Source organism: Mycobacterium sp. NS-7484, assembly GCF_001953975.1.
Classification (GTDB): Bacteria; Actinomycetota; Actinomycetes; order Mycobacteriales; family Mycobacteriaceae; genus Mycobacterium.
On the sequence record NZ_MBEJ01000081.1, the window covers coordinates 42,482 to 62,892 of the forward strand.

At 66.8% G+C, this 20,411-nt stretch carries 17 protein-coding genes; 9 read left to right on the plus strand and 8 right to left on the minus strand.

The annotated features are described in order from the left end of the window. The first annotated feature begins 8 nt into the window (after positions 1-8). Positions 9-983 (plus strand): quinone oxidoreductase, encoded by a 975-nt coding sequence (locus A5733_RS14530; protein ID WP_076240639.1) that lies wholly within the window; start codon positions 9-11, stop codon positions 981-983. Positions 984-1,075: 92 nt separating this feature from the next. On the opposite strand, the gene A5733_RS14535 is transcribed toward A5733_RS14530, so the two are convergent. Together A5733_RS14535 and A5733_RS14540 are read right to left on the minus strand one after the other, a co-directional pair. Next, complete coding sequence (locus A5733_RS14535) at positions 1,076-2,005, minus strand: DUF1254 domain-containing protein (protein WP_198938828.1); 930 nt, start codon at positions 2,003-2,005, stop codon at positions 1,076-1,078. Positions 2,006-2,056: 51 nt separating this feature from the next. Further along, positions 2,057-2,989, minus strand: coding sequence for a heme o synthase (locus tag A5733_RS14540; RefSeq protein WP_076195563.1), 933 nt, complete (start codon positions 2,987-2,989; stop codon positions 2,057-2,059). Positions 2,990-3,221: 232 nt separating this feature from the next. Between A5733_RS14540 and tkt the strand changes: the two genes are divergently transcribed. Genes tkt through pgl form a run of 5 tightly spaced genes read left to right on the plus strand, consistent with a single transcriptional unit; the run spans position 3,222 to position 9,652 of the window. Next, positions 3,222-5,312 (plus strand): transketolase, encoded by a 2,091-nt coding sequence (gene tkt / locus A5733_RS14545; protein ID WP_076240625.1) that lies wholly within the window; start codon positions 3,222-3,224, stop codon positions 5,310-5,312. Positions 5,313-5,336: 24 nt separating this feature from the next. After that, the gene (gene tal / locus A5733_RS14550; protein ID WP_076240626.1) at positions 5,337-6,452 is read left to right on the plus strand and encodes a transaldolase; all 1,116 of its coding nucleotides are present in this window, start codon (positions 5,337-5,339) and stop codon (positions 6,450-6,452) included. Then, positions 6,449-7,993 (plus strand): glucose-6-phosphate dehydrogenase, encoded by a 1,545-nt coding sequence (gene zwf / locus A5733_RS14555; protein ID WP_076240627.1) that lies wholly within the window; start codon positions 6,449-6,451, stop codon positions 7,991-7,993. Before tal ends, zwf begins: the two co-directional genes overlap by 4 nt. 19 nt (positions 7,994-8,012) lie before the next feature. Then, positions 8,013-8,924, plus strand: coding sequence for a glucose-6-phosphate dehydrogenase assembly protein OpcA (gene opcA / locus A5733_RS14560; RefSeq protein WP_076240628.1), 912 nt, complete (start codon positions 8,013-8,015; stop codon positions 8,922-8,924). Continuing rightward, positions 8,921-9,652 (plus strand): 6-phosphogluconolactonase, encoded by a 732-nt coding sequence (gene pgl, locus A5733_RS14565; RefSeq protein ID WP_067763673.1) that lies wholly within the window; start codon positions 8,921-8,923, stop codon positions 9,650-9,652. Before opcA ends, pgl begins: the two co-directional genes overlap by 4 nt. A gap of 192 nt (positions 9,653-9,844) precedes the next feature. On the opposite strand, the gene A5733_RS14570 is transcribed toward pgl, so the two are convergent. The 5 genes from A5733_RS14570 to A5733_RS14590 are packed head-to-tail and all read right to left on the minus strand — an operon-like array spanning position 9,845 to position 15,237. Continuing rightward, entirely contained in the window at positions 9,845-11,125 is a 1,281-nt protein-coding gene (locus A5733_RS14570) for an ethanolamine utilization protein EutH (RefSeq protein ID WP_076240629.1), read from the minus strand. A gap of 29 nt (positions 11,126-11,154) precedes the next feature. Further along, a complete protein-coding gene (locus A5733_RS14575; RefSeq protein ID WP_076240630.1) occupies positions 11,155-11,385 on the minus strand; it encodes a hypothetical protein in 231 nt (76 codons plus the stop codon). Next, positions 11,382-12,221, minus strand: a complete 840-nt coding sequence (locus A5733_RS14580) for an FAD-dependent oxidoreductase (protein ID WP_076240631.1) — start codon at positions 12,219-12,221, stop codon at positions 11,382-11,384. The genes A5733_RS14575 and A5733_RS14580 overlap by 4 nt, the downstream gene beginning before the upstream one ends. Continuing rightward, entirely contained in the window at positions 12,218-13,675 is a 1,458-nt protein-coding gene (locus A5733_RS14585) for an NAD(P)/FAD-dependent oxidoreductase (protein ID WP_076240640.1), read from the minus strand. Before A5733_RS14585 ends, A5733_RS14580 begins: the two co-directional genes overlap by 4 nt. Then, positions 13,675-15,237 (minus strand): FGGY family carbohydrate kinase, encoded by a 1,563-nt coding sequence (locus A5733_RS14590; protein WP_233152693.1) that lies wholly within the window; start codon positions 15,235-15,237, stop codon positions 13,675-13,677. The genes A5733_RS14585 and A5733_RS14590 overlap by 1 nt, the downstream gene beginning before the upstream one ends. A gap of 102 nt (positions 15,238-15,339) precedes the next feature. On the opposite strand from A5733_RS14590, the gene A5733_RS14595 reads away from it, so the two are divergent. Beyond that, a complete protein-coding gene (locus tag A5733_RS14595) occupies positions 15,340-16,137 on the plus strand; it encodes a DeoR/GlpR family DNA-binding transcription regulator (RefSeq protein ID WP_076240632.1) in 798 nt (265 codons plus the stop codon). Between the two features lie 24 nt (positions 16,138-16,161). Beyond that, positions 16,162-16,539, plus strand: coding sequence for an ATPase (locus A5733_RS14600; RefSeq protein ID WP_067763689.1), 378 nt, complete (start codon positions 16,162-16,164; stop codon positions 16,537-16,539). A gap of 16 nt (positions 16,540-16,555) precedes the next feature. Here the strand turns inward: A5733_RS14600 and ppc are convergent, their stop codons facing one another. Next, positions 16,556-19,363: a phosphoenolpyruvate carboxylase gene (gene ppc / locus A5733_RS14605; protein ID WP_076240642.1), complete on the minus strand. Its 2,808-nt coding sequence runs from the start codon at positions 19,361-19,363 to the stop codon at positions 16,556-16,558. Between the two features lie 207 nt (positions 19,364-19,570). On the opposite strand from ppc, the gene A5733_RS14610 reads away from it, so the two are divergent. Further along, positions 19,571-20,411, plus strand: an 841-nt coding sequence (locus tag A5733_RS14610) for a substrate-binding domain-containing protein (protein WP_233152694.1), incomplete at its 3' end; no start/stop codon positions are given.

Consider the following 20,411-nt stretch of genomic DNA (forward strand, 5'->3'; position numbering starts at 1 on the left):
TGGGTGGCGTGTATGCCATCGAAGTTGCCGAGACCGGCGGACCCGAAGTCCTGAGCTACGTCGAGCGTTCCGAGCCGTCCCCCGGCCCGGGCGAGGTGCTGATCAAGGCCGAAGCCATCGGCGTCAACTTCATCGACACGTATTTCCGATCCGGGCAGTATCCGCGCGAGCTGCCGTTCGTCGTCGGGTCCGAGGTGTGCGGCACTGTGGCGGCCGTCGGCGACGACGTGGCCGCCCTCGCCGTCGGTGATCGTGTGGTTACCGCGAATGCGACGGGTGCCTACGCGGACTTCTGTGTCGCGCCAGCCGATTTCGCCGCGTATGTGCCCGAAGGTGTGGCGCCCGACGCGATCGCCTCGGCGCTGCTGAAAGGCATGACCGCCCACTACCTGATCAAGTCCACCTACGCCGTGCAACCGAACGACACGATTCTGGTGCACGCCGGCGCCGGCGGGGTCGGCCTGATCCTGACCCAGTGGGCCACCAGCATCGGCACCCGGGTGATCACCACCGCCTCGACACCGGAGAAGGCCGAACTGTCCCGGCAGGCCGGTGCCGTCGAAGTCCTCGAATACCCTGAGGATCCCGACGAGTTCGGCGCCAAGATCCGTGATCTCACCGGCGGCGTGGGGGTGGCCGCGGTCTACGACGGTGTCGGTGCGTCGACCTTCGATGCCAGCCTGGCCAGCCTGGCGGTGCGCGGCACCCTGGCCCTGTTCGGCGCCGCCAGCGGACCCGTGCCGCCCGTCGACCCGCAGCGGCTCAACTCGTCGGGCTCGGTGTTCTTGACCCGGCCGACACTGGCCCACCACACCCGTACTCCCGACGAGTTCTGCTGGCGGGCAGGCGAACTGATCAATGCGATCGCCGATGGGTCGATCACCATCACCGTCGGTGGGCGTTATCCGTTGGCCGAAGCCGCCCAGGCCCACACCGACCTGCAGGGGCGAAAGACCGTCGGCTCGATCGTGCTGGTGCCCTGAGCTTTCGAAGCCTCAAAGCCACGCCGAATTCCACCTCAGGGCTGTGCTGACGACCGGTCAACCGCCCTGTCGTGGAAAGCGGTGTGATCTGGCTATTGCGGTTGGGCGTGCGGGAACGTCCAGGACCCGTCGAGGATCTCGGACCTCGGCCGGTACAACCGCACGAGGTAGTTCCACCCGTCGGTGATCGGCAACACGTTGCCCGCGCCGCTGCCGCCGAACTGCACCGTGATGGCGCCGTCGCGGTCTTTGACGGCGGTGACGTTGTTCACCGAATAGGCGTTCTGCGGGTTCGAGGTGAAATAGCCGTCCCGGTTGTACACCGTCACCGACCAGAACCCGTCCACCGGAACATCGTTCACGGTCAGTCGGTGCACGGTCGCGCCGTCGTTTCGGGGCGGCACCACCGTTTGATAGAGCGCGTCGCGTTCCGGGTTGCCGCCCCAGGCGAACGCCGAGCCGATCAGGTGGCGCACCGGGTCCACCTCGTACTTGGCGCCGAACATTGCCTTGGTGTCCGTCAGCGTGGTGGACAATGTGACGAGCGCATCGCGAACGGTCTTCTGGCTGGCCGGATCCCAGTGCGGAATCTCGAAGAACCCCGGATCTGCCTGCGACACCACGATCGCGTCCTGCAGCGCGTGCACCGCGGCCAGGTCGTCGGAGTCACCCGGATCGACCAAGGTCCGCACCGCGACGATCGCATATCGGGTGTCCACCGAGTCACGGCTGAACGTCACCTCGGCGGGCGCGTAGGCGACGTTGGTGGTGTAGTGGTCTTCACTGATCACCTGCAGCGACATGAACCGGCCCGCGCTGTCGGGCAGCGCGACGGTGACCGGACCGGCGTCGAGGTCGAACACCGCTGCCGAATAGAGCGTGTCGCGGTTCTGCCGGATCACGAGCTGGTGGTCGATCGGGGTCAGTTCTCGGATGTGGAAGAACTGGCCGAAGCCGCCGTCGGCAACCGCGCCGGCGAAATACCGGTCGGATTCGGCGCGGGCGAAGTTGTCGGGGCTCACCAACTGTGGCATCACCCCAACGTGCCACAACTCGCCGCGGGGCGGCGGGCGTTAGTTGCCGAAGATCGTCGGCAGGGCGAGCGCCGAGTCGATGGCCAGCGCGCAGAACACCACCGCGAGGTAGTTGTTCGACTGCAGGAACAACCGCAGCGGCTTGACGGGTTCACCGCGCTTGACCCCGGAGTACAGCTGGTGGGCCATGATCAGGAACCAGGCACCGGCCAGCAGCGCGACGGCGCCGTAGAGCCACCCGGTGGCCAGGGCCAGCACCAGCGTGGTCAGCACCGTCACCCAGGTGTAGATCAGGATCTGTCGGGTGACCTCGCGCTCGGTGGCCACGGCGGGCAGCATCGGCACCCCGGCCGCCTTGTAGTCGTCCTTGTACCGCATCGCCAGGGCCCAGGTGTGCGGCGGCGTCCAGAAGAAGATGATCAGGAACATCACCAGCGCCGGCCACTGGATCGTGCCGGTCACCGCCGACCATCCGATCATCACCGGCATGCAACCGGCCGCCCCGCCCCAGACCACGTTCTGTGAGGTGCGGCGTTTGAGTATCAACGTGTAGATGAAGACGTAGAACGCGATGGTGGCCACCGCCAGCAACCCGGAGAGCAGGTTCGACGTCCACCACAGCCAGCAGAACGAGACCACCGACAGCACCAGACCGAAGATCAGTGCGTGCCGGGTGGGCACCGAGGCCTGGGCCAGCGGGCGGCGAGCGGTCCGCTTCATCACCTTGTCGATGTCGGCGTCGGCCACACAGTTCAGGGTGTTGGCGCCGGCCGCCGCGAGCCCGCCACCGATCAGCGTGTTGAGGATCAGCAGCGGGTCAATCGTGCCGCGGTCGGCCAGCAGCATCGCCGGAATGGTGGTGACCAGCAACAACTCGATCACCCGCGGCTTGGTCAACGCCAAATACGACAGGAAGGTGGACCGTATTCGGCTCGGCGCCCCATTGATGAGCCGGCGCTCGCGAATGCTCACGCAAATAACTCCTCGGGTGGCGTCACGCGGCTTCTACTACAGACGATGGTAGACCGCCGCCCGAAAACCTCAGAATCGCAGGGTCTGTTCGGGGCGGCGACGGGGTAAACGACCGGGTATCGGTGTGCGAACCAGTCTGCATCGGATGAGTCCGCCCCACTAGGGTGTTTGAGGTAGCAGCATGGCAACTGCGCGCACCTATCAGCAGTTTGACGACGAGGAAGTGAGCTTAGTGACCACCGCCGAAGAGATCACCGCTCTCACCCAGCCCAACCATCCCGAGGATTGGACCGACCTCGACAGCCGCGCAGTCGACACCGCGCGGGTGCTGGCGGCTGATGCGGTGCAGAAGGTGGGCAACGGCCACCCGGGCACGGCGATGAGCTTGGCACCACTGGCCTACACGTTGTTCCAGCGGCAGTTGCGCCACGACCCGAGCGACACCCACTGGCTGGGGCGTGACCGGTTCGTGCTGTCCTGCGGCCATTCCAGCCTCACGCTCTACATCCAGCTGTATCTCGGCGGATTCGGCTTGGAGTTGTCCGACATCGAGGCGCTGCGCACGTGGGGTTCCAAGACCCCCGGCCATCCGGAGTTCCGGCACACCAAGGGCGTGGAGATCACCACCGGCCCGCTGGGCCAGGGCCTGGCCTCTGCGGTCGGCATGGCGATGGCCGCCCGCTACGAACGTGGCCTGTTCGACCCGGACGCCGAGCCCGGCACCAGCCCGTTCGACCACTACATCTACGTGATCGCCTCCGACGGCGACATCGAAGAGGGCGTCACCAGTGAGGCGTCGTCACTGGCGGGCACCCAGCAGCTCGGCAACCTGATCGTCTTTTACGACAAGAACCACATCTCGATCGAGCACGACACCGACATCGCGTTGAGCGAGAACGTCGCCGACCGCTACCGCGCCTACGGCTGGCATGTCCAGGAGATCGAGGGCGGCGAGAACGTCGTCGGGATCGAAGCGGCCATCGCCGAGGCCAAGAAGGTCACCGACAAGCCGTCGTTCATCTCGATCCGCACGATCATCGGCTACCCCGCGCCGACCAAGATGAACACCGGTGGCGTGCACGGCTCGGCCCTGGGTGCCGACGAGGTGGCTGCCACCAAGAAGGTGCTGGGCTTCGACCCGGACAAGACGTTCGAGGTCGATGACGACGTCATCACCCACACCCGGGAGCTGGTCGGCCGCGGCAAGCAGGCCCACGACGAGTGGCAGGTCGATTTCGACGCCTGGGCCAAGCGAGAACCCGAGCGCAAGAAGCTTCTCGACCGGCTGCTGGCCCAGGAACTGCCCGAGGGCTGGGATGCCGACCTGACCTACTGGGAGCCGGGCAGCAAGGCGGTGGCCACCCGCGCCGCATTCGGCCAGGTGCTCAACGACGTGGCCCCGAAGCTGCCCGAATTGTGGGGCGGTTCAGCAGATCTCGCCGGCAGCAACAACACCACGATCAAGGGGGTCAAGTCGTTCGGCCCGCCGTCCATCTCGACCGACGACTTCACCGCGGACTGGTACGGCCGGGTGCTGCACTTCGGCATCCGTGAGCACGCGATGGGGTCGATCCTGTCGGGCATCGTGCTGCACGGCCCCACCCGCGCGTTCGGCGGCACGTTCCTGCAGTTCTCCGACTACATGCGGCCCGCGGTCCGCCTCGCCTCATTGATGGACATCGACACCATCTACATCTGGACCCACGATTCGATCGGCCTCGGCGAGGACGGTCCCACCCACCAGCCGATCGAGCATCTGGCCGCCCTGCGGGCCATCCCCCAGCTGGCCGTGGTCCGTCCGGGTGATCCGAACGAGACCGCCTACGCGTGGCGCAGCATCATCGCGCGCGGCAACGGCAGCGGACCGGTCGGCTTCATCCTGACCCGCCAGGGAGTGCCGGTGCTGGAAGGCACCGACGCCGACGGCGTGGCCCGCGGCGGTTACGTCCTGGGCGGCACCCCCCAGGAGAATCCGGACGTGGTGATCATCGCCACCGGCTCGGAACTGCAGCTTGCCGTCGAGGCACAGAAATTGTTGGCCGACAAGGACATCAACGCCAGCGTCGTCTCGATGCCCTGTGTCGAATGGTTCGAAGCGCAGCCCAAGGAGTACCGCGATTCGGTGCTGCCCCCGGCGGTTTCGGCCCGGGTGGCGGTCGAGGCCGGCGTGGCGCAGAGTTGGTACAAGCTGGTCGGAGACACCGGCGAGATCGTCTCGATCGAGCACTACGGTGCCTCCGCCGACGACAAGACGCTGTTCCGTGAGTTCGGTTTCACCCCGGAGGCTGTGGCGGCCGCGGCGGAACGATCCTTGGACAACTGACAGACGAACAGGAGAAGGCGAACCATGACTCAGAACCCGAATCTCGCGGCGCTGAGCGCCGCGGGTGTATCTGTCTGGCTTGATGACTTGTCGCGCGAGCGGCTGCAAACCGGCAATCTGCAGGAACTGATCGATACCCGCAGCGTCGTGGGTGTCACCACCAACCCGTCGATCTTCCAGGCCGCCCTGTCGAAAGGCACCGCGTACGACGCGCAGGTCAAAGAACTTGCCGAACGCGGCGCCGACGTCGACGCGACGATCCGCACCGTCACCACCGACGACGTCCGCAACGCGTGCGACGTCCTGGCCAAGACGTACGAGGCCTCCGACGGTGTCGACGGCCGGGTCTCCATCGAGGTCGATCCGCGGCTGGCGCACGACACGGACAAGACGATCCTGCAGGCCATCGAGCTGTGGAAGATCGTGGACCGGCCCAACCTGCTGATCAAGATCCCGGCCACGCTGGCGGGCCTGCCCGCGATCACCGCGGTGATCGCCGAGGGCATCTCGGTCAACGTGACGCTGATCTTCTCCGTGGAACGGCACCGCGCGGTCATGGATGCCTACCTCGCCGGGTTGGAGAAGGCCAAGGAGGCCGGCCACGACTTGTCGAAGATCCATTCGGTCGCCTCGTTTTTCGTCTCGCGCGTGGACACCGAGATCGACAACCGGCTGGACAAGCTCGGCAGTCAGGATGCACTGGCGCTGCGCGGCAAGGCCGGCGTGGCCAACTCACGTCTGGCCTACGCCGCCTATGAGGAGGTCTTCGGCGGCGAGCGGTTCGCGGCACTCAAGGGCGACGGCGCCCGGGTGCAGCGGGTGCTGTGGGCCTCGACCGGCGTGAAGAACCCGGACTATCCAGACACCCTGTATGTCACCGAGTTGGTGGCCGCCGACACGGTGAACACCATGCCGGAGAAGACGATCGAAGCCGTGGCCGACCACGGCAAGATCACCGGGGACACCATCAGCGGCACCGCAGCGGCGTCACAGGAGGTCTTCGACAAGCTGAGTGCGGTCGGCATCGATGTGGCCGACGTGTTCAAGGTGCTCGAAGACGAAGGCGTCGAGAAGTTCGAGAAGTCGTGGCAGGAACTGCTCGACGCGACCCAGGGCCAACTCGACGCCGCCGCACGATGACGGTCGCCGACGCGGGCACCACGTGGCACAACCCGCTGCGGGACAAGCGCGACAAGCGCATGCCCCGCATCGCCGGGCCATGCGCGGTGGTGATCTTCGGGGTTACCGGTGACCTGGCCCGCAAGAAGCTGATGCCGGCGATCTACGACCTGGCCAACCGCGGCCTGTTGCCCCCGAGCTTCGCGCTGGTGGGCTTCGCGCGACGCGACTGGCAGGACGAGGACTTCGGCAAGATCGTGTACGACGCGGTCAAACAGCACGCGCGCACGCCGTTCCGCCAGGAAGTCTGGGACCGATTGGCCGAAGGTTTCCGGTTCGTGCAGGGCACCTTTGATGACGACGCCTCCTTCGAGCGGTTGAAAGAGACCCTGGAAAAACTCGATGTGGAGCGCGGCACCAGCGGCAATCATGCGTTCTACCTGTCGATCCCGCCGAAGTCGTTCCCTCAGGTCTGTGAGCAGTTGTCGAAGTCGGGGCTGGCCGACAAACCGGAGGGTAGTTGGAGCCGAGTCGTCATCGAGAAGCCCTTCGGTCACGATCTGAAGAGCGCCGAAGAGCTCAACGCGGTGGTCAACAGCGTGTTCCCGGAGTCCTCGGTGTTCCGCATCGACCACTACCTGGGCAAGGAGACCGTCCAGAACATCCTGGCGTTGCGCTTCGCCAACGAGTTGTTCGAACCGGTGCTGAACTCGCACTACGTCGACAGCGTGCAGATCACGATGGCCGAGGACATCGGTCTCGGTGGCCGCGCCGGCTATTACGACGGTGTGGGTGCGGCCCGCGACGTCATCCAGAACCACCTGCTGCAACTGCTGGCGCTGACGGCGATGGAAGAACCGGTCAGCTTCTCCCCCGCCGAACTCCAGGCCGAGAAGATCAAGGTGCTCTCGGCCACCCGGCTGGCCGAGCCGCTGGACGAGACCACCTCGCGGGGGCAGTACGTTGCGGGCTGGCAGGGCGGCGAGAAGGTTGTCGGGCTGCTCGACGAGGAGGGGTTTTCGAAGACCTCGACCACCGAGACGTTCGCCGCCATCACCCTGGACGTGGACACCCGCCGCTGGGCTGGTGTCCCGTTCTATCTGCGGACCGGAAAACGCTTGGGCCGCAGGGTCACCGAGATCGCCCTGTTGTTCAAGCGGGCGCCGCACCTGCCCTTCGATGCCACGATGACCGATGAACTCGGCCAGAACGCATTGGTGATCCGGGTGCAACCCGACGAAGGCATCACCTTGCGGTTCGGGTCCAAGGTTCCCGGCCACATCATGGAGGTCCGTGATGTCAGCATGGATTTCTCCTACGGCTCGGCGTTCGCCGAGGAGTCACCGGAGGCCTACGAGCGCCTGATCCTCGACGTGTTGCTGGGCGAACCGTCGCTGTTCCCGGTCAACGCCGAGGTCGAATTGTCGTGGAAGATCCTCGATCCCGCGCTGGAGTACTGGGCCACGCACGGAAAGCCCGACCCGTACGAGGCCGGAACGTGGGGCCCTGATTCGGCGTTCGAGATGCTGCGTCGGACGGGGCGGGAATGGAGGCGGCCGTGATCCGCGAAGGAGCCGAGCCATGATTGTCGATCTGCCCGACACGAATACCGGAGCGATCAACAAGAAGATCGTCGCGATGCGGGAAGAGGGTGGCGCGATCACCCTCGGCCGGGTGCTGACGCTGGTCATTTCCACCGATTCCGAGGCGATGCTGGAGGAGTCGATCGACGCGGCCAACGTCGCCAGCCGGGAGCATCCGTGTCGCGTGATCGTGGTCATCCCTGGAGACCGGCTGACCACCGAGGCCCGGTTGGACGCCCAGCTGCGGGTGGGCCGTGACGCCGGCGCCAACGAGGTGGTGATGCTGCGTTTGTCGGGTCCGCTGGCCAACCATGCCAGCAGCGTGGTGACGCCGTTTCTGCTTCCCGACACGCCGGTGGTGACCTGGTGGCCCGATCTGGCGCCTGCGGTACCGGCCCAGGATCCGTTGGGCAAGTTGGCGGTTCGCCGGATCACCGACGCCACCAACGGTGCCGATCCGCTGTCCTGCATCAAGAGCAGGCTGGACGGATACACCCCGGGCGACACCGACCTGGCCTGGAGCCGCGTCACGTACTGGCGGGCGTTGCTCGCCGCGGCGGTCGACCAGCCGCCGCACGAGCCCATCACCTCGGCGTTGGTCTCCGGACTCAAAGACGAACCGGCACTGGACATCATGGCCGGCTGGTTGGCCCGGCGGATCGACGGACCGGTGACCCGCGCGGTCGGTGAGTTGAAGGTCGAACTCACCCGGCCCAGCGAAACCGTGACTCTGACCCGTCCGCAGACCGGCGTGACGGCGGTGTTGAGCCGTACCGGCAAGCCGGATGCGTTGGTGCCCTTGGCCCGCCGCGAGGCCAAGGAATGTCTGGCCGAGGACCTGCGTCGCCTCGACGCCGACGAGATCTATTACGACGCACTCAAGGGAATCGACAAGGTCCGATACGTATGAGCACAGTGATCGAACGTCATGCCGACGCCGACACCCTGGTGGCCGCCACGGGCGACCGGTTGGTGGACACCATCAAGTCGGCGATCGCCGAGCGGCATCAGGCGACCATCGTGCTCACCGGTGGGGGTACGGGGATCGGCCTGCTCAAGCGCGTCGCCGCGCGCGGTGACGAGATCGACTGGACGAAGGTGCACGTCTACTGGGGTGACGAGCGGTTCGTGCCGCAGGACGACGACGAGCGCAACGACAAGCAGGCCCGTGAGGCGCTTTTGGACCATGTCGGGATCCCGGACGTGAACGTCCATGCCATGGCCGCCAGCGACGGCGAATTCGGTGACGACCTCGAAGCGGCCGCCACCGGCTACGCGCAGCTGTTGGAAGCCAACTTCGATGCCCCGGGCCCCGGGTTCGATGTGCATCTGCTCGGTATGGGCCCAGAGGGACACATCAACTCACTGTTCCCGGACACCGCCGCGGTGCGCGAAAGCCGGCGTCTGGTCGTCGGGGTCTCCGACTCCCCCAAACCGCCGCCGCGGCGAATCACGTTGACGCTGCCTGCCGTTCAGAACGCGCGTGAGGTGTGGCTGGTGGTCTCCGGTGCGGCCAAGGCCGACGCGGTGGCCGCAGCCTTGGGCGGGGCCGAACCGACCGACATCCCCGCAGCCGGCGCGATCGGTCGCGAGCGCACCGTGTGGTTACTCGACGACGCGGCCGCAAGCAAGCTCTGAGCCGACATCACTCGTCTGTGCCGCCGCGGCACTCGCCGGCGTCGGCCAATGCCTCGGCGTAGCCGGCCAGATAGTCGGCGACCAGTTGATCGGAAGCCACCCGGTCAGCCGTGACGGCCGACCGGGTGGGGGGTTCGCAGAATTGCCGCACATTCATTCAGACGTAGTTCGTCCCCGTTTGGTTCCCTGGCATCACGACCGTGCGGGTTCCGGGGCCTGCTGGTCCTCGTCGTCCGTGCGCTCGGCGTCGTCGTCGGTGAGATCGGTTTCGATTTCGGCGTCCTCGCGCTCCAGACGCTTGGCGGTCGGCACGGCGATCCACAGCGCCAAGAGCATCGCCGTGACGCCCGCGACGACCTTGCCGATCATCAACGGGGCGATGAGGTTTGGCTGAAAGTTGGCGGTGAAGGCCAGATGGTCGCCGATCAGTGCCGAACTCGTGGTGCCGAAAGCGACGACGAGCACCTTGTCCTTGGCCGGCATGCTGCGGATGAGGTGGAAAGCCGCCAGCATGTTGGTGGTGGCAGCGAGCAGCCCGGCGGTGCCCTCGGTGCTGATGCCCAGGCGTTTGCCGATCACCGTGAGCGGCTTGTCCACGTAGGTGCGGATCGCATAGACCAACGGAAACGCCCCGGCCAACACGATGGCGATGTTGCCGACGACCTCCAGGGCCCGCATCTGATCGTCCGCGGTCGCGATGATCGGTTCGAATCCCCACCAACTGAGCCGTGAGCTGAAGAAGCCGGTGACGTGGTCGACGATCGAGACCGCCAACACCAGATAGATGGCGGCGTTGAGGATACGGCCGAACCAGATGAACCCCGTGATCATGGCCCGGGTGGCGAAGTACAACCCGGCCGCGATGGCCACCGTGACAATGATGACCGGCAGCATGTTGATCAGGACGTCGCCGATGCCGAAGCCGTCGAGGGTCGCCGTCGAGGCACCGTCTGTGGTGACCGAGTCACGGACTGGCGAGTGGGTGGTGATCAGGATGCCCATCGTGACCAGGACACCGATCGGGACGGTGAGGATGCCGCTCATGATGCCGAGCGCGAAGTACTTGTGGTCCCGCACATTGAGGATCGCCAGACCGACCGGGATGATGAAAGAGATTGTGGCTCCGGACAGGAAGCCGGTGATCGACGCCGTCATCCAGGCTCCGGTGGAATCAGCGGTCGCCTTGGCGAGTTGGTAGCCGCCCATGTCGCTGGCGATCAGGGTGGTCGCCGCCATCGCCGCATCGGCCCCGAAGGGGGCATAGATCTTGCCGAGGACGTGTTCGACGAACCAGGCCAGGTACGGCAACCCGGCCATGATGCCGGCGACGGGCACGAACAGCGGGCCGAGGGCGTAAATCCCCTCTTTGAACTCCCGGCCGATTCCTCGATCACCGCGGAATGCCAATGCGCACGCACCGATGACGACGAACGCCATCATGAGATAGATGACGATGTTTCCCAATGTGGCCATGTCTGAGGCTCTTTCGGACGGAGTGGGGTCTAGGGGTTGAGCTGCTTACGATTTCGGTACCGGCGCGCCCCGACGGTGAGGGCGGCGCCGAGCGCAGCGGCCGCCATACCGCCACGGATCGCCGCGGGGATGTCGGAGACACCGACTTCGATGCGTGCCGGCCACGTCCCCATCCGGCCCTCGGCCACGATGCGCATGCCGTCGATCCGGATGCGCTCGAAGGTGTAGGGGAATTCGCCGACGGGCGAGGTTACTTTCATCGGGGCAGTCCAATCCTGGGAAGCACGGGTATGTGGGTGTGGGGTGCGGCCCGGCCGACGGCGAGCGCGTGTCGGGCCGCCAACAGGCCGATCCGTGCGGAGCTGTCCGTGGTTTCGGGGTGTCGTTGGGCGAACACGGCAGGTTCGTCGTCCAGGACGGCACCGTCGATGTTCCGGTACGCCACGGCCGGACCGGCCAGGATCAAGCAGTCGCAGACCACCTGCTCGACGGCCGGCGCGGATTCGACGGTGACCCCGGTGATCCTCGGCATCCCATGGGTCGCGGTGACCCTGGCATCCGGCAGCACCGTCACGCTCGGGTGTGCGGGCCGGGCCGCGGCACCGACCCATACGATCGAGGCGTGGTCCTGCTGCGCCGTCATCAGCGCGATGCACTCGGCCGCCCAGTCCGAGTCGCCGACAACGACGACGTGATGACCCAGATCGACCTGTTGTTGGAGCAGGTGTAGCGCCAGCGTGGCCGGTACCACTCCGGCGCAACGGTTTCCGTCGATCCGTAGTTCGGCGCGGGTAGGAGGCCGGTGACCGGTGGCGACGACGAGTGCGTCGGCAGCGGCGATCCCGCCTCCTTCGCCGACGGCCAGCAGCCGATCACCTTCCCATCGGACCACCTGGGTGCCCGCGGCGAATCGGACGCCGCCGCGCCGCGCCTGACGTACCAGGGCGTGGTGTTCGCCGTCCTCCCAGTGTTCACCGCCGGGGACCGGCAGCCGCTCGTAGACGGTGACCTCGGCCGACGACGCCAGGTTCACGGCGCAGTGCAGGCCGGCCAGACCCGAGCCGGCGATGGCGATGCGGGGTCGGACAGTGCTCATCGGGCATCGGTCTCCCACTGCGATCCGGGTTCGCCTTGGCGAACCTCACCAGGTTGTTCTCCGGTGGCTGCGGACAGGATGAAGCTGACGCCCACCGCGCAGTACGCGCCCTGACACCGTCCGGCGGTCGCCCTGGTGCGTTTACGTATTCCGTCGACGGATGTCGCGGGCACCGGCCCCCGGCATTCCGCGGCGATCTCGGCTGCGGTCACGTGCTCACACGCGCACACCACCATGGGGTGTTGATCGGGGGCAGCACCGGGTGCGCTCACGAACCTGCCGGCCGCAGTGTCGGTGTCCAGCTCAGCCAACCGATCGAGTACCGGAATCGATTCGGTAACTCGGCTTTTGGGCTTGAGCGCCAGGATCTCGGCGGAAACGAGGTTCGCCACATAACGCGCGACCTCCGGAGCCGCAGAGACGCCGGTGGAGCGGATTCCCGCGGCATGCACCAGGTTCGGCACCTTCGGGGACACCTCGAGCCGGTAGGTGCGGTCACTGGCCGGACGCAGACCGGAAAACACCTTGGTCACGTGTCTGCGGCGGATACCGGGCGGCAGTAGTCGTCTGGCCCGTTCCCACACCTGATCGAGGGTGTCCCCGTCCGTGGCCTTGTCCGCACGATCCTGTCCGTCCACCGCGGTGGGCCCCACCAGGACAGTCCGGTTCGTGGTGGGCACCGCGTAGATTCCCCGGGTATGCGGCGTGGGTGCGGTGCACATGATCTTGGGTACCGAATGCCCCACCGCGCGGTCGAGCAGCAGGAACTGACCTTTGCGGGGCCACATCGTAAACGGCTCCGCGGCAGCCGCTTCGGTGATCAGATCCGCGTTCACCCCGGCGGCGTTGACGACCGCGCCGACGGCATATGCGCCGGAGGAGGTCACGACATGGCTGATCTCCCCCGATGCGTGATGCCAGAATCCGGTGACCGGTGTCGAGCGGCGCAGCTCGACCCCGTTGAGCACAGCCAGTTTCGCCAAACCGATCGTCAGCCGGATCGGATCGATGATCCCCTCGGCTGGAACGTGGAGCGCCTTGGTGGCAGCGGGTGCCGCGGTCTGCGCCAGTTGGCGCAGAGCGGCACCGTCGACCATCTCGACGTCGATGCCGGCTTCGCCGGCTTGAGCGGCAAGGAGATTCAGCGATTCACCGTCCTCGTCGTCAAACGCCAGGGACAACGCGCCGATTCGGGAAAACGGTACGTCCAGGGCGCGGCACAACTCTTCCCAGTGCGGGCTGGTCTGCCGGATCAGGTCGGATTCCAGGCTTCCCGGCGGCATGTCGTATCCGCTGCAGGCGATGGCGGAGTTGGCCTTGCTGGCACCTTCGGCAACATCATGGGCCGCCTCGAACCACACGACCCGCACCGAGTGGCGGGACAGCTCGGCGGCGATCGCCGCACCGATCACCCCGGCTCCGATCACCGCAATGTCATAGTGCTGTGTACTCATCACTTCCGATCACCGTCCTGCCCCCGGGCAGCCTGGTTCAATACCGGTGGGTCGAGAGCCCTTGTCGCCCCGATGAACTCGTTCCACCGGGCCCGCTCGACGGTGCGGTATCGGTCACTCAGCTTCGGTTCCACGGTGTGGGTGAACCTGGCCCGCGCGGCCAGGCCGGCCAAGTCGAGTTCACCGGCACCGATCGCCGCCAGCCCGGCAGCGCCCGCGGCGGTGTTGTCGTGATGATCGGCGATGGCGATCGGCCGGCCGCACAGATCTGCTTGCCGTTGCATCAGCGCCGCGTTGACGCTCAGTCCCCCGTCAGCGCGCAGCCCGGCGACGGCGCCGAGTTCGGCGTCGACGGCATCGACCACGTCGGCAACCCGGTGGGCGATCCCGTCGAGCACGGCGAAGGCGAGATCGTGCCGATCGGTGGATGCCCGGAGCCCAGCGAACACGCCTGCGGCATCGGCACGCCACCACGGCGCGCCGATCCCGGTGAAACTCGGTGAGAACAACGGATGTTCCATCCGCAGGTCGAAATCCGCCGCCGCCGCGCAGGCCGCGGCGAGCTCACCCACGTGCGAAGCATCGTCGGCGAGGCCAAGCCCGACCAGCCAGTCCACGGCCGTCGCGGCGCTGAACACCCCACCTTCGACCGCCCATGCCTTCGGCTCCCCTGGAATGGCCCACGCGTAGGTCGGCATCAGACCGTGGCCGGGCCGCCGCGGGCTCGGACCGACGTTCGCGTCGATGAAACACCCGGTGCCATAGGTGATTTTCGTGTCGCCGGGAGAGACGGCGCCGAGGGCGGCCATCGCGGCCAGTTGATCGGTGGCGCTGGCGTACAGCGGCGCGCCCAGTGTGGTCGGCAGCGGTTCGTCGAAGACGGTGTTGACCATCCACGGCAGCAGATCGAGATCGATGCCGAATGCCGCAGCGCAGTCCTGGTCGAACTGCAGCTGGTCGAGATCCATCAACTGCGTTCGGCTACCCGTCGACGGATCGGTGACGAAGGCGCCCCCGGCCAGCCGGAACATGAAAAACGCGTCGAGCGTTCCGATCGCAAGTGTTCCCGCTGCGGCCGCAGCGGCCACCTCGGGCACGTTGCGTAGCGTCCAGGCGATCTTGGCCGCCGAGTAGTACGGGTCCAGCTGCAGACCGGTGACCTGTGCGATTCGCGTGGCAGCTACCGTGCCGAGCATCGGCTCGACAACCGCACCGGCACGGCGGTCCGACCACAGAATTGCCTTCGAGAGCGGTTCCCCGGTACGCCGGTCGAAGGCGATGATCGATTCGCCCTGATTCGCCAGGCCGATGCCGCCCAGTTCCGCCCCGGCCACCGACGCCAGTGCCTCGCGCAGCGTCTCCTCGATCGCCGCGACCAACGCATTGCCGTCCTGCTCGTCCCAGCCCGGGAACGGATGGGTGGTCGAGGACTGGCGACGGGCCGTGGCCACGCAATTGCCGGCGTCGTCGTAGAGGTTGGTCCGGGTACTCGTGGTGCCCTGGTCGATCCCGGCCCACACCCGGGTCACCGGACCGCGGTGCGTCAACGGCTTGACTGACAACAAAAACCTCCGCTGCGTGCGATAACAAGAAGAGATCGAATCACAATCGATCATCTACATCAATAGTGTGATCGAAATTGATTCTCAGTACAGTGTTGGGCTGTGCCGGAACAACATGCCGAGGAGCGTCACGCGCACCTGCTCGACCTGCTGTCGCGTCAACCGTTCGCGTCTCTGGAAGACATGCAGCGTGCGACAGGGGCGAGCACGCCGACGATCCGGCGAGACCTCTCGGCCCTCGAGCGACGCGGCCTCGTCAAACGGGTGCGCGGCGGCGCGTCGCGGGCGGCGGCGTCGAGCACCCTCGACGAGGCCTTCGATCTGCGGCGGCGGCGCAACGCTCGCGACAAGGGCGCGATCGCGGTGGCCGCCGCCGCCATGGTGAAGCCTCGCTCGTCGCTCCTGCTCAACGACGGCAGCACCACCCTGGCGCTGGCCGAGGAACTCGCCTCCGGAGCGCAACCGCTGTGGATGGCCACCTCCGGGCTCAACATCGGAGAGCGGCTCGCGAGTGTGCCCTCGTTCGAGGTACACGTGATCGGGGGTTCCCTGCGCGCCTCGTCGTTCGGCACCAGCGGCCCGCTGGCAACCGCGGCGATCGCCCAATTACGCGTGGACATCGCGTTTCTCGGTTGCGACGGGCTCGATCTCGACATGGGCGTTCGGTTCAACAGCCTGCCCGACGCCGAAATCGCCTCGGCGATGGCCCGACAGGGACGACGGGTGGCGATCCTCGCCGACGCCGCCAAGGTCGGACAGAGCGCGATCGCCGGATCGCTGGCCTGGACCGACGTCGACGTGTTGGTCACCAACCAGCTCGACGACGCCTGGCGCGAGCATCTGCACGACGCGGGAGTCGAGACCATCGAATGTGATCCGCACGTTGTGACCGACAGGTGAGACCCGCACGCCATACTGTGTGACATGGCAGACAAAGGCGACGGCCGCGCCCGCCCGGCCTCGGGACGGCAGCGGATTCGGACACTGACGCAGGCCGCGCTCAACGCTGACATGACGGTGGAACAGGTCGACACCCTGCTCACCGACCTCAGCAATACCCTGGTCGATCTCAACAAGTCGACCGGAGGTCTGGATGCCACCCTCGATCGGTTCAACGACACCATCACGCGGATCGACGAACTCGCGCCTCGGCTGATCGGTGTGGTCGACCGCCTGGAAGCCATCGTGGACCGCGTCGAGGCGATCGTGGGTATCGGCGAGGCGGTGATGTCGCCGCTGGCCGCGACGGAGAACGCGGTTCGCGGGATGGTCAACCGAATCCGCGCGAGCGCCCACCTGTAATCCCCGAGATGGCGGCTCAGCCGCTGTTACGAAGCGCGGTGGCCAATCCGCTCATGGTGAGCAGGATTCCGCGTTGCACCAACTCGTCGGCGTCACCCGCGCGGTATCGGCGCAGCAACTCGACCTGCAGATGATTGAGCGGTTCGAGATACGGGAACCGGTTGAACACCGAGCGCGCCAGGGCCGGGTTGTCGGCCAGCAGATCCTCCTGACCGGTGATGAGTTTGTACATCGCGATCGTGCGGCCGTGCTCGGCCACGATCTTGTCAAACACCCTGGCCCGCAGTTCTTCGTCGGCCACCAGTTCCGAATACCGGGCGGCCAGGCCAAGATCCGACTTCGCCATCACCTGCGCCATGTTCGACAGCACGGTGCGGAAGAACGGCCACCGGGCGTAGAGATCTTGCAGGACCGCCAGCCGGGACTCGTCGCCACCGATCCACTGCTCGAACGCGGTGCCGGTGCCGTACCAACCCGGCAACATCACCCGGGACTGGCTCCAGGCCAGGACCCACGGAATGGCCCGCAGGTCGGCGATCGACGTGGTCGGCTTGCGGGAGCTGGGCCGGCTGCCGATGTTGAGCGCCCCGATCTCGCTGACCGGGGTCGACGCCTGAAAGTATTCGACGAATCCCGGTGTCTCGTGGACCAGTTCGGCATACGCCCGCCGGCCGAGGGCCGCCAGCTCGTCGAGCACCCGGTAGGCCGGCTCGGCATCATCCCCCAGCCCCTCGACGTCGAGCAGGGTGGATTCGAGCGTCGCGGCCAACAACGTCTCGAGGTTGCGGTGGGCGATCCGCGGTTCGGCGTATTTGGCGGCGATCACCTCGCCCTGTTCGGTGATCCGCAACGAACCCTGCACCGCTCCGGGCGGCTGAGCCAGGATCGCGTCATAGCTGGGCCCGCCGCCGCGGCCGACGGTGCCGCCTCGACCGTGAAAGAGCCGCAACCTGATCCCGGTCCGGCGGGCCGCCTCCACGAGTTCCAGTTCGGCCCGGTACAGCGCCCAGTTCGCCGCCAGGTAGCCGCCATCTTTGTTGGAGTCCGAATACCCCAGCATCACCTCCTGATGCTGAGCACGCGCGGTGACGATGCCGCGGTACACCGGAAGCTCCAGTGCCGACTCCAGGATCGATGCTCCCCGCTGAAGATCGTCGATGGTTTCGAAGAGCGGCACGATGCCGACGGGCGCGAACACCTGTCCGCCGTGGGCCGCTCCCGAAACATCGAGCAGGCCGGCCTCTTTCAGTAGCACCGCGACCTCAAGCAGATCCGAAACCGACTGACACATCGAGATGATGTAGTTGGGCACGGCTTGGGCTCCGAACACGCTGACCGCCCGGGCCGCGGCGGCCACGATGTCGAGTTCCTTACGGGCCAGCTCAGACAGCTCGGCGCCGTCGCCGATCAGCGGTCGGCGAGTGGCGATCTCACCGGCGAGAATTTCCACCCGGCGGGACTCCGGCAGCGAGGCGTAATCGGGATGCACACCGGCCCAGGCCAACAGCTCGGCGACCACCTGCTCGTGCACCTCGGAGTTCTGCCGCATGTCCAGGCCACACAGGTGGAATCCGAAGACCCGCACGGCTTCTCGCAGCCGGGCCATCCGATCGTCGGCCAGTATCGCACTGCCGCTGACACGCAGTGACGCGTCGACGGTGTCGAGATCGGCCAGGAATTCCTCCGGGGTGCGGTAGGCATCAAGCCCCAGATCCAGTTCGTGTTCGGGCTGCTCGTCGAGGACCTCTCGACCGGTGGCGGTCAGCCGGGCATGGATCACCCGCAGCGCCCGCCGGTAGGGCTCGTCGGCTCGGGCCGGCTCATGGCAGGAATCGGCCAGCGCCATCAGCCCGTCAGTGACCGCGACCAGCCGCCCCGACATCGACAGTTCTTCTTCCAGAGCGGTGATCTCGGCGAAGTAGTGCGCAAAGGCCACATGGGCGGCCCGGCCGGTGGCCAGCCGCACCACGGCCGCGTCTACGTTCGGATTGCCGTCTCGGTCACCGCCGATCCAGCTTCCCGGTCTCAGGATCGGTTGTTCCAGCAGCTGTGCATCGGGCCAGCGGGCCTGCAACGCCGTCCGCACCGCGGCGTTGACCTGTGGGATCACCTCGAAGAACGCCGCCGGGTAATAGCGCAGACCGGTTTCGATCTCGTCGGAGATCTTGAGCCGGGACAGCCGTACGAGCGCGGTCTGCCACAGCGTGAGGATGTGGCGACGCAACTCGACCTCGATATCACGGCCGTCGGGAGTGTGGGTCTGCCCGTGCAGGCGCAGCCGCATCAGCTCGGTGACCCGGTGCTGGGTGTCGAACACGGTGCGGCGCCGGGTTTCGGTGGGGTGAGCGGTGATCACCGGAGCCACCAGCGCGCCGCTCAAGGCGGCGGCCACCGCCGGCCCGTCGAGGTCGGCCGAATCGAGCTTGCGGTACGTCGCGGCCAGGCTGCTGTCCTGCGGCGGCTCGCCGGCTGCTTCGTGGACGGCCCGGCGGCGCTCCCGGTGGATGTCCTCGGCGACGTTGGCCAGTAGCGCGAAGTGGGTGAAGGCCCGGATCACCGGGATGGCCCGGCGAACGTCGATGCCGGAGAACAGATCCGCCAGCTCGGAACGATCGATCTCCGATCGGCGGACCCGGAACGATTCCACGCGAGCGCGCTCGACCAGGTCGAAGACCTCAGCGCCGTTCTGCTCGCGCACGGTGTCCCCGAGGATTGCGCCGAGCAACCGGATGTCCTCACGCATCGGCTCGGTGGCCTCGCGGCCGACCGGCGTGCGGTGTACCGATCCGATCGGTTCGAGTGCGACATCACTGGAGTCGGCCATGCGGTCCAGTATCGGCGGACCGCCGACGAGCCGCACGTCTCACGCCGTACCCAGCGCGAAAAACCGCTGCTCACGCGGGTCGGACGGCCAGCGGCTGCTCATATGAGCAAAGTTATGCGCATATGTTGACGCGGCTACATCTTGGTTCCTAACGTGATGGACGTCATGCGCGGGCCCCGTCACGATCGCGCACAGCTAGGAGGAACAGTGAGACTCGCAAAAGCCCTCTCAGGAATCGCGCTCGGCGCCGCAATGGCGATGGCCTCGACCGGCTGCTCGGTACCCGGCGACAACTCCGCCGGAAGCACCAACACGGTAGTCGACGGGCCCGTGAAGATCGGCTTCAGTCAGGCGACCCAGCAGAGCCCGTTCTACGTCGGGCTCACCGATGCGGCCCGGGGGCAGGCCGAATCCCAGGGACACGAATTCTTCTACGCCGACGCCAACGGCGATGTGACCAAACAGAACAACGATGTCCAGGACCTGATCACGCGCGGGGTCAACGTGCTGGTGATCAACCCCGTCGACCCCAAGGGCGTGACGCCGTCGTTGGTCGCCGCCGAGGCGGCCGGCATCGAGGTCGTCACCGTGGATCGACCGGTCGAGAAGGGGGCGGCGACGTTTGTCGGCCGCGACAACAAGGCCATGGGCGAGCTGGTCGGCAAGGCCGCCGTCGACACGCTGGGCCCGGCGGGCGGCAAGATCATCCAGATCCAGGGCGACGCCGGCGGCGCGGTGGCCCGTGACCGCGGCGACGGTTTCAAGGCCGCGGTGGCGGCGCAGCCCAACATCACCGTGGTGGACGGGCCGTATGCCGACTACACCCGCTCCAAGGCCGTCACCGCGATGCAGGATCTGCTGCAGGCGCACCCCGACCTCAAGGGTGTCTACGCCCAGAACGACGACATGGCCCTGGGCGCCCTGCAGGTCCTCACCGAGAACAACCGCACCGACGTCAAGGTTTTCGGGGTCGACGGCCTCATGGAAGCGGTACGCGCCATAGCCACCGGCGACCAGTACATCGCCACCGCACTCAACGACCCCACCG